This is a genomic window from Frankia sp. CgJB1, from assembly GCF_977947065.1.
In genome coordinates this window covers 1-8456 of the sequence record NZ_CDWTNB010000173.1, presented here as the reverse complement: position 1 = coordinate 8456, position 8456 = coordinate 1, and the positions used below count along the sequence as shown (strand labels likewise).

Sequence of the window (8456 nt, the reverse complement as noted above, 5' to 3'; positions counted from 1 at the left end):
ACATAGGGCTATCGCCCCCCGAAGCGGGCGGGCAGGCCGGTCGAACGAGTCGGCAGGGAAGGCGGTCACGGCCGCACGTGCGGCCCGCCGACCTGCGCCGGGGCACGCGGGCGGTGCGGCGCCGGGCCCCCGCGGCACGCGGCCTCACCCGGCGGCGTCGACCCCGCCAGAGCTACCACCGCCGGGCGTCACCCACGACGCCCGATACCACTGGCTACCGGCCCGCCGGTTACCGGACGGCCGGCTACGGACCGCCGTTACTGGCCGCCCTTCTGGACATAGCCCTTCACGAACTCCTCGGCGTTCTCCTCTAGGACGTCGTCGATCTCGTCGAGCAGGGAATCGACGTCCTCGGAGAGCTTCTCGTGCCGCTCCTTGAGGTCGGAGGCACTCGTGTCCTCGGTCGCGACGTCGTCGATCTCCTCCGCCCGACGGTCCGCGTGTTGCTGCCCGCCGCCGCTGTCCCTGGTGGCCATGAAGCCCTCCTTCGATCGCCTGGCGCGACACTATCCCGCCCCACCGACACCATCCGTTCGATCGGTGAGAGGTCCACTCCATCACGAACCGGCCGTTCCGTCGCGACGTCCGCCCAGGGCGCAACGTGAACCCCCTGCCAGGGATCCGGCGCCGGCTCTCAGCGGCCGGCGAGCGCGTCCACCAGATCACTCGCCGTGGGGCAGCGGGTGAGCAGCTCGCCCACGTGCGCCTTCGTGCCGCGCAGCGGCTCCAGCGTCGGCACCCGCTGCAACGAGTCCCGACCGATGTCGAAGATGACCGAGTCCCAGGACGCGGCGGCGACCTGCTGCGGGTAGAGCGCGAGGCAGCGGCCCCGGAAGAAGGCGCGGGTGTCCTCGGGAGGCTCGGTCATCGCCCGGGTGACCTCCTCCTCGCTGACGACGAGATCGAACCGGCCCCGGGCCACCAGGCGGTTGTAGAGGCCCTTGTCCGGACGGACGTCGTGGTACTGCAGGTCGACGAGCTCCAGCCGCGGCGAGTCCCAGGCCAGGCCGTCCCGCGACCGGTAGCCCTCCAGGATCGACAGCTTCGCGACCCAGTCGAGCTCGCGGACACAGCTCATCGGGTCGACCTCGAGGCGGCCGAGGATCGACTCCCAGCGGGAGAGCATGTCGGCGGTCTGGCCGTCGACGTCGGCACCGAACCGGTCCTCGACGTACTTGCGGGCCTGCTCGAAGTACTCCATCTGCAGTTGCACCGCGGTCATCCGACGACCGTCGCGCAGAGTCACCAGATGCTTGAGGGACGGATCGTGCGAGATCGCCCGCAGCGCCGCCACGGGCCCGTCCACCGACAGGTCCGCGGTGAACCAGCCGTCCTCGATCATCGCGAGGACCAGGGAGGTCGTTCCCACCTTCAGGTAGGTGGCGACCTCGCTCATGTTCGCGTCGCCGATGATGACGTGCAGCCTGCGGTACTTCTCCGGGTCGGCGTGCGGCTCGTCCCGGGTGTTGATGATGGGCCGCTTCAGCGTGGTCTCGAGCCCCACCTCGACCTCGAAGAAGTCGGCCCGCTGGCTGATCTGGAACCCCGGCTCCCGGCCGTCGATGCCGATCCCGACCCGCCCGGCCCCGCAGACGACCTGACGGGAGACGAAGAACGGGGTGAGGTTGCGGACGATCTCCCCGAAGGGCGTCGACCGTGCCATCAGGTAGTTCTCATGGCATCCGTACGAGACGCCCTTGTTGTCGGTGTTGTTCTTGTAGAGATAGACCGGCTTGGAGCCGGGCACAGACAACGCCCGGCGGGCGGCCTCGGCCATCACCCGCTCCCCGGCCTTGTCCCACAGCACGACGTCGCGAGGGTTGGTGACCTCGGGCGAGGAGAACTCCGGGTGCGCATGATCGACATAGAGCCGCGCCCCGCTGGTCAGGATGACGTTGGCCAGGCCGAGATCGTCCTCGTTGGCCGGGGCGCTCGGATCGACCGCCGGCTCGCGGGGCAGTTCGAAGCCCCGGGCGTCGCGCAGCGGTGACTCTTCCTCGAAGTCCCACCGGGCGCGGCTGCCCGACGCCGACGTTCGACTGGCATACGAGTTCACCACCAACGACGAGGCCAACATCTGATTGGTGTTCGGCTGACCGGGCACCGATACGCCGTACTCGGTCTCGATCCCCATGATCCGGCGCGCGCTCACTCTGCAAGCGTAGGTGCTGCACGGGCGGTCGGTTGGCCGGACGTCTGCCTTGTTTGCTCTGGGCCGCTCGGGATGACACGTCCGCTGCCACGCCTATCGTCAGAATTCGGTGGCGGCACGGTAGTCCGACCGACCGGCGTTCACCGAGGATGCGGGCGGGGGGATACACCCAGGGGTGCCAGTGCCGCAATGCCCAGAGCAACGCCGCCCAGAGCATCGCCGTGGGCCCCGGGGCCAAACGGCCCCGGGGCCCACGGCGATGGCTCGGGTCCCGCCGTCGGGCGGGCCCCGAGCCCCTTACAGGTACCGGCCGTTACAGGTACTGCGACCGTTACAGATACTGGCCGGTGTTCGCGATCGTGTCGATCGAACGGCCGGCCTCGGTACCCTTCGTTCCGGTGACAAGCGTGCGGATGTAGACGATCCGCTCACCCTTCTTGCCGGAGATCCGGGCCCAGTCGTCCGGGTTGGTCGTGTTCGGGAGGTCCTCGTTCTCCTTGAACTCGTCCATGCAGGCGGCGAGCAGGTACTGCATGCGCAGCCCCTTCTGCCCGCCCTCGATGTGCTCCTTGACCGCCATCTTCTTGGCCCGGGCGACGATGTTCTCGATCATCGCACCGGAGTTGAAGTCCTTGAAGTACAGGACCTCCTTGTCGCCGTTGGCGTAGGTCACCTCGAGGAAGCGGTTCTCCTCGCTCTCCGCGTACATCCGCTCGACCACGCGCTGGATCATGGCCTGAACAGTCGCCTCCCGGTTACCGCCGAACTCGGCCAGGTCATCCGGGTAGAGCGGCAGCTCCGGCACGACGTACTTGGCGAAGATGTCCCGAGCCGCCTCGGCGTCGGGCCGCTCCACCTTGATCTTCACGTCGAGCCGACCCGGCCGCAGGATCGCCGGATCAATCATGTCCTCGCGGTTGGACGCGCCGATCACGATGACGTTCTCAAGCTGCTCGACGCCGTCGATCTCGCTGAGCAGCTGCGGGACGATCGTGTTCTCCACGTCCGAGGACACCCCCGAGCCACGGGTCCGGAAGATCGAGTCCATCTCGTCGAAGAACACGATCACCGGCATCCCCTCGGACGCCTTCTCGCGCGCCCGCTGGAACACCAGCCGGATCTGCCGCTCGGTCTCGCCGACGAACTTGTTGAGCAGCTCGGGACCCTTGATGTTCAGAAAAAACGCCCGACCGGTGCCCTGGCCGGTCTTCGCCTCGACCTTCTTGGCCAGCGAATTGGCGACCGCCTTGGCGATCAGCGTCTTGCCGCAGCCGGGCGGACCGTAGAGCAGCACACCCTTCGGTGGCTTGAGCTGATGCTCCCGGTAGAGCTCCTTGTACAGAAACGGCAGCTCGACCGAGTCCCGGATCGACTCGATCTGGCTCTTCAGGCCGCCGATCTGTTCGTAGCCGATGTCGGGAACCTCTTCGAGGACGAGCTCCTCGACCTCGGACTTGGGAATCCGCTCGAAGGCGTAGCCGGAACGGGATTCGATCAACAACGAGTCCCCGGACCGGATCGGTCCGTCGAGCAGCGGCTGGGCCAGCATGACCACCCGCTCCTCGTCGGTGTGACCGAGCACCAGCGCCCGGTCCCCGCCCTCGAGGACCTCTTTGAGTAGGACGATCTCACCCTGCCGCTCGAACGCGCGCGTCTCGACCACGTTCAGCGCCTCGTTGAGCATGACCTCCTGGCCGGGCAAGAGATCACTGATGTTGACGCTCGGCGACACGGTCACCCGGAGCTTTCTGCCCTGAGTGAACACGTCGACGGTGCCGTCGTCGTAGGAGGAGACAAAGATCCCGTAGCCGCTGGGCGGCTGCGCGAGCCTGTCGACCTCCTCCTTCAGGGTGACGATCTGGTCTCGCGCCTCGCGGAGGGTCGCGACGAGCCTGTCGTTCTGTCCCGTGACAGCCGACAACTCCGCCTGGATCTCCGCGAGCCGTTCCTCCAGCACCCTGAGCTGCCTGGGCGCTTCGGACAACCTACGCCGCAGCATGGCCACTTCCTCTTCCAGGAAGGCGACCTGCGTCGTGAGCTCGTGTGTTTCCTTCTCGTACGCCGACCGCCGTGATTCGGCATCACCTGGACGACCCGTGCTCCCACCGGAGCCAGAGCCCGAACGGAGACCGGACACTGCGCCTCCACCTCCCCCGTGCTGACCGGGACGCACCCACACTACCGTTGTGACCGCCGCTGGCAGGCCGGTCGGGCAAGGACGATCCAGCTTTGCCGTAAACAGCGGGTTACGGTGCCATGCTGACAGAAGATCGGAGCCCTGTGGCAACTCCAGCGAAGCCGGGCGTTTCGGCAGACCTGCGGGTAAGGGTCGACCAAGATGCCTGCACCGGCGACGGTCTGTGCGTGCAGCTCGCTCCCGCCGTCTTCGAGTTCGACGTCGACGGCCTGGCCTACGTCAAGGACAGCGCGGGCGAGCTGCAGATGCAGCCCGGCGCCTACGTCCCGGTGCCGCTGCCGCTCGTCGACGCGGTGGTCGACGCGGCCGACGAGTGCCCGGGGACGTGCATCTACGTGGAACGCCCCGACGGCACGCTGGAGGCCGGCGGGCCCGTCGGCTGACGACTGGCCCGCCCGGCCGGCACACTCGCGACCACGGCCTGCCCCATGGGACCCCATGGGATACGTCACATCGGCTGGATCGTCGCCGACCCTGGGTCGGCATCCCGGGACCGGTCGGTCTCGGACCCGGTCTCAGAGCTGGGCTCGGACCCGGGCTCGAGGACGGAGTTGAGGCCGATCGGCGCGCCTTTCGCCGGCCGGCGGCGGCGCACCGGAGGAGTGACCCCCTCGGCGAGGCGCCGCGCGGTCACCAGGAAACCGGTGTGGCCGACCATGCGGTGACCGGGCCGCACGGCCAGACCCTCGACATGCCAGTCCCGCATCATCGACTCCCACGCCGCGGGCTCCGTGAACGTGCCGTGCGCCCGTAGCGTCTCGACGATCCGGGAAAGCTGGGTGGTGGTAGCGACGTAGGCACAGACCACCCCGCCGGGCACCAGCGCCGCGCTGACGGCGTCAACGACCTCCCAGGGCGCGAGCATGTCGAGGACGGCCCGGTCGACGTCACGCTCGGTTGTCTCGGCCAGGTCCCCGACCAGCACGGTGTGGGCGGGATGCGGGCCGCCGAAGAACGCCTCGATGTTGCGCCGGGCAATCTCGGCGAAGTCCGCGCGCCGCTCGTAGGAGACCAGACGCCCGGAGTCGCCGATGGCACGCAGCAGCGAGCACGACAGCGCCCCGGACCCGACGCCGGCCTCCAGCACCCGGGCGCCCGGAAAAATGTCCGCATAGGTGACGATCTGCGCCGCATCCTTGGGGTACACCACGGTCGCCCCGCGCGGCATGGACAGCACGAAGTCGACGAGCAGCGGGCGCAGCGCCAGGTAGTCGGTGCCACCCCTGCTGGTGACGACGATCCCCTCCGGCCGGCCGAGCAGGGCGTCATGCTCGATGGCTCCCCGGTGAGTGTAAAATTGCCTGCCCGGTTCGAGGACGACGGTGTGCCGGCGCCCCTTGGGATCGGTCAGCTGCACCCGGTCGCCCTTGGTGAACAGGCCCCGGCGATGAGCGGCGCCGGTCGGGGGCGGAGCGTAACCGCCGGCCAGGGACGGCACCTCCCCCGGGGACACCGGCTCGTGGGGCGGGGCGCTCACCGGGACGCCACCATGCGGGCGGCGGCGGCCGGATCGATATGGGCGACGAGATCCACCATCGCGAGCACGCCGACCGGGCGGCCCGCCTGCTCCACGAGGTACTCCGACGCCGGCACCCGCTGCACAGCCGCCAGCAGGGCCTCGCCTTCCAGATCGGCGTCGAGGACCATGCCGGGCGAGATCACCCGACTCACTTCATCCACGGTCATCCAGGGTCTCCGATGCTCCGGCAGCGCGTCGACCGCGGAGCCATGCATGATCTTCAGGGGACTGCCGTCACGGTCGATCACCGCGACGGCGGTGGCGCCGACCTCCTGGGCTCGCCGCAGCGCCTCCGCCAGCGGGACGGCACCCTCGACGGGCAGCGTCCGGCGCGCAAGGCGGCCGGCGCACAGGCCGGGCAGCCGCTCCCGCACCTGCGCGGCGCGCAGCGACTGGTAGGCCGCGAACGCGAGGAAGCCCGCCAGGGCATAGGTGTACACCATGCCGATGCCGTCGGAGGTCGACGCACCCCAGACGACCAGGCCGGCGGCGACGACGAACCCGCCGTAGGCACCGGCCCGCAGCCCCCGCAGCTTGTCGCGCGTCAGGCCCCACACCGCGGCGACGACCACCCGTCCACCGTCCAGCGGGAGGCCGGGTGCCAGGTTGAAGAGGAACAACGCGATGTTGATGAGTCTGAGATCGTGCAGGACCGCGCCGGCATCGCTGGTGTCGTCGAGGCCGAGCAGGCCGAGGTGACAGCCGGCGGCCAGCACCCCGTTGACCGCCGGGCCGACGAAGGCGATCAGGAACTCGCGGCCGGCACTGCGGGGCTCCGGCTCGAACTCGGTGAACCCGGCGAAGCCGTGCAGGGTTACGGACCGCACGGTGTGACCGAACGCCAGCGCCGTCAGAGCGTGACCGATCTCGTGGGCGAGCAGGGAGGCCAGGAAGCCGATAGAGATCAATGAGGAGAGCGCGAGGATCCGCCCGTCGGACGCCAGCGGCAGCCGGTCGCGGATCGAGCCGGAGAGCAGGTAGGCGACGAGGACGGCAAAGACGATGGCGAACGGCGAGATGACGATGGGAACGCCGCGGATCCGCCCGACCAGCACGCCGGGGGGGCGCTCACTTGGAGCCTGCCCCGCCGGGCTCGCGCCGCCGTGGGCGCTCGAACCTGCGCCGCCCGAACCCGCGCCGCCGTGCTGATCCGCCATGGATCCGATGCTACGGACCATACTCCGACCCGTCGTCCGGGACCGAGTGGCAAAGATGTCGGTGGGGGGATCTAGGGTCCAGGACATGACCTCGACGCAGCGCTCTCCTGCCATCCCGGGACCGGTGGTGTCGGCCGCACCCCGGCCGTTGATTGGTTCACTGTCACCGTCGCGGGCGGCGGACTTCGTCAACTGTCCGTTGCGCTACCGGTTCCGGGTCGTCGACCGGCTCCCCGAGCCGCCGAGCGAGGCCGCGACCCGCGGGACTGTGGTGCACGCGGTCCTGGAGAAGCTGTTCGATCTCCCGGCGTCCCGGCGTACCCTGCAGGCCGCACGGGAGCTGGTCGAGCCGGCCTGGGATACGGTGCGCGCCCGCGAGCCGGCGGTCGATGCGCTGTTCGGTGGTCGCGACGAACTGGCGGCGTGGTTGGAGTCGGCCCGCGAACTGCTCGCCGGGTACTTCGCGCTGGAGGATCCGTCACGACTGGCGCCGGTGGCCCGCGAGCTGTACGTCGAGCACGTGCTCGACTCCGGCCTGCGGCTGCGGGGCTACCTGGACCGGCTCGACGAGGCGACCACGGCGCAGGGACCCGCCCTGCGGGTGGTCGACTACAAGACCGGCCGCTCGCCCGGTCCGGCGTTCGAGAGCTCGGCGATGTTCCAGATGAAGTTCTACGCCCTGCTGCTCTGGCGGATCCGTGGAGTGCTCCCGCGCGAGCTGCGGCTGTACTACCTCGGCGACCGCACCTGGCTGCGGGCCACCCCCGACGAGGCCGATCTGCGGGCCACCGAGCGGCGGATCGAGGCCCTGTGGGCGGCGATCGACCGCGCGCACCGCACCGGGGACTGGCGCGCCACCCCGAACAGACTGTGTTCCTGGTGCGACCATCAGGCTCGATGCCCAGCCTTCGGCGGCACCCCACCACCGCTACCGCAGCAGACATCCATGGTGCCGCTCGACGAGGCCGCCCCCACCGTCTGCGAGGCGGACGGCTGATGGCGGTCTCAGACCGGGCCCCGTCCGGACCCCGTTCCCCGCGGACAGCCCGTTTACGGTGCCGGCATCCTCGGCTCGCCGGCGGCGGTGGCTCCACCGGGCCTCCTCGGGGGCACGCCAGATCACCCGATTACCAAAAGTAATATCGATCGGATCTTCAGTACTGCCAGCGGTACAGTCGGCGACGGCGAGATGCCGATCATCGTTCGATCGTTGGGGAGATCGACCACGGTAGCCGAACGGCCGCCCCAGGTCAGTCGGGGCCGAGCGCAGGCAGGACAGGCACGACGTGTCGAGAGAGACACAGCGCGCCGCGAGGGAGAGGACATCACGATGGCCCGACGGACCGGATCGTCCCGAGGCGGGAAGCGGGGCGCGGTCGCGGGCAGCCCGCCCGGCCGGGAGGACCGCGGGTCGCGGCCCGGCGAGTACTG

The 8456-nt window shown here is 69.6% G+C and carries 7 protein-coding genes; 2 read left to right on the top strand and 5 right to left on the bottom strand.

Going from position 1 to position 8456, the window contains the following annotated elements; genetic code table 11:
• Positions 1–257 precede the first annotated feature (257 nt).
• The 3 genes from AC08OT_RS16715 to arc form a co-directional block, all read right to left on the bottom strand.
• Positions 258–476, bottom strand: a complete 219-nt coding sequence (locus AC08OT_RS16715) for a ubiquitin-like protein Pup (protein WP_476592864.1) — start codon at positions 474–476, stop codon at positions 258–260.
• A gap of 158 nt (positions 477–634) precedes the next feature.
• Positions 635–2152, bottom strand: a complete 1518-nt coding sequence (dop, locus tag AC08OT_RS16710) for a depupylase/deamidase Dop (protein ID WP_476592863.1) — start codon at positions 2150–2152, stop codon at positions 635–637.
• A gap of 331 nt (positions 2153–2483) precedes the next feature.
• A complete protein-coding gene (gene arc, locus AC08OT_RS16705) occupies positions 2484–4289 on the bottom strand; it encodes a proteasome ATPase (protein WP_476592862.1) in 1806 nt (601 codons plus the stop codon).
• Positions 4290–4432: 143 nt separating this feature from the next.
• Between arc and AC08OT_RS16700 the strand changes: the two genes are divergently transcribed.
• Positions 4433–4732, top strand: a complete 300-nt coding sequence (locus AC08OT_RS16700) for a ferredoxin (protein ID WP_476592861.1) — start codon at positions 4433–4435, stop codon at positions 4730–4732.
• Positions 4733–4797: 65 nt separating this feature from the next.
• On the opposite strand, the gene AC08OT_RS16695 is transcribed toward AC08OT_RS16700, so the two are convergent.
• Positions 4798–5778 (bottom strand): tRNA (adenine-N1)-methyltransferase, encoded by a 981-nt coding sequence (locus AC08OT_RS16695; protein WP_476603013.1) that lies wholly within the window; start codon positions 5776–5778, stop codon positions 4798–4800.
• Between the two features lie 44 nt (positions 5779–5822).
• Positions 5823–7025 carry a zinc metalloprotease gene (locus AC08OT_RS16690; protein WP_476592860.1) on the bottom strand — a complete coding sequence of 401 codons (1203 nt, stop codon included), beginning with the start codon at positions 7023–7025 and terminating at the stop codon, positions 5823–5825.
• A gap of 85 nt (positions 7026–7110) precedes the next feature.
• Between AC08OT_RS16690 and AC08OT_RS16685 the strand changes: the two genes are divergently transcribed.
• On the top strand, positions 7111–8022 hold the full coding sequence (locus tag AC08OT_RS16685) for a RecB family exonuclease (RefSeq protein WP_476592859.1): 912 nt from the start codon (positions 7111–7113) through the stop codon (positions 8020–8022).
• Positions 8023–8456: the final 434 nt, after the last annotated feature.